This is a genomic window from Mesorhizobium sp. P2_F8 (genome assembly GCF_056403655.1).
In genome coordinates, this window is record NZ_JBFUFB010000095.1 from 1 (window position 1) to 1,559 (window position 1,559).

The 1,559-nt window shown below is 57.2% G+C and carries 2 protein-coding genes; one reads left to right on the forward strand and one right to left on the reverse strand.

What is annotated here, in order from left to right:
* A partial coding sequence (locus tag AC1DZP_RS36125; RefSeq protein WP_477309125.1) for a LysR family transcriptional regulator occupies positions 1-395 on the reverse strand: 395 nt, incomplete at its 3' end.
* 309 nt (positions 396-704) lie between these two features.
* Here AC1DZP_RS36125 and AC1DZP_RS36130 point away from each other — a divergent pair.
* On the forward strand, positions 705-1,478 hold the full coding sequence (locus AC1DZP_RS36130) for a gluconate 2-dehydrogenase subunit 3 family protein (protein ID WP_477309127.1): 774 nt from the start codon (positions 705-707) through the stop codon (positions 1,476-1,478).
* The last annotated feature ends 81 nt before the right edge of the window (positions 1,479-1,559 follow it).

Sequence of the window (1,559 nt, forward strand, 5' to 3'; positions counted from 1 at the left end):
ATCAAATCCTGCGGCACATCGACGTGTACCCGAAGTGCGATATCCGGAAGGGATCGACGCATCCATCGAACCCAGTCAAGCAGAAGAGGTTGAGCAAGACTGACTTCGCTGCCGACGGTCAGAACAGCACGACGGCCGGGCGGGACAGCAACCTGATGGAGCGTGCGCTGCCATAGCTGGACGAACATCGGAGCGTGGCGAAGAAACTGCTCGCCGGCGGGAGTGAGCGAAGCTCCGCCTTTGTTCCGGACGAAAAGAGGGCGACCAAGTTGTTGCTCAAGGCTGCGAATTCGTGCGCTCACGGTCGTCTGAGCAACATTCAAACGCCTTGAAGCTCGAATGAAGCTTCCGCTGGAAACAATCTCAAGAAAAGAGCGGGCGAGCTCGACATCCATAGGCTATCGTAACATAAAAATTGCGTTTAATTGTCAATTAAATTGCTCTCCGAAATAAACCCTCCGGATTTCTCGACGCGGCCATCCGAGCGAGCGATATGGCGGTCCGATGGCAATCAACGCTCCCATCTATCATAAAAACTGCACTGATTTGTCGATTAAATTCGTTTGCTAGATAGCAAGCGCGAGCACTAGGCTTCGGGGAAATCCACCAAGCTTAGCGCTGGATGCTGCGCAGCGCCGGTTGGAGCGAGCGCAAGCTCTCTCCATCGTCCCCATCGTTTTGCCTGCAGCGTCATAGGAGTAATCATGTCGACGAGAGAAAAGAGCCAAGGCGATGTGGGGCGGCGCGACTTTCTGAAGCTGTTCGGCGCGGCCGGAGCTGCCGGAGCGGCAGCGAGTACTCTGCCGCTTGGCGGATCCGCATCGGCGGACGAAATCATGGCTGCGACCGCCGCAGATACAAAACATCACCACGTGACCGTCGCCACCACACCTCATGTTGGAGGTTCTGGCTATGAATTCTTCAATGTGGACGAATCCGCCTTCATCGAAGCGGCAGTCGATACGCTCCTTCCAAGCGATTCAACAGGCCCCGGCGCCAAGGAACTTGGCGTTGCGACCTACATCGACCGGCAGATGGCGGGTGGATACGGCAAGGGTGACCGCCTGTATCTGGAAGGACCATTTGGCGAGGGTACGCCCGAGCAGGGCTATCAATTGCCGATGACGCCATCGGAACTGATCCGGGCCGGCATCGCCGACGTCAATGCCTTCGTGCAGAAAAACCACAAGAGTACCTTCGACGGCCTTTCGCCAAAAGATCGTGCCGTGGTGCTGGCCGATCTCGAGAGCGAGAAGGTCGAGCTCCCAACCGTGCCGACCGCGACCTTCTTCGGACTGCTGCTTCAGCTGACGATCGAGGGCTATTTCGCCGACCCGATGTATGGCGGCAACAAGGACAGGGCGGCCTGGAAGATGATCGGGTTCCCAGGCGCAGACGCCATGTACATGGACAAGATCGGACCCTTCCGGAACAGGCCCTACAAGGCTGAACCCAAAGGCATCCAGGACCTCATCTAGCCGACGGAAAAGGAGACTATGACATGGCCACCAAACTCAACGCTGTCGATGTCCTGATTGTCGGCCTTGGATGGACAGGCG

Excerpts from the sequence above, each read along its gene's own strand:
- AC1DZP_RS36130 (WP_477309127.1), top strand. The coding sequence starts at position 705 with ATGTCGACGAGAGAAAAGAGCCAAGGCGATGTGGGGCGGCGCGACTTT.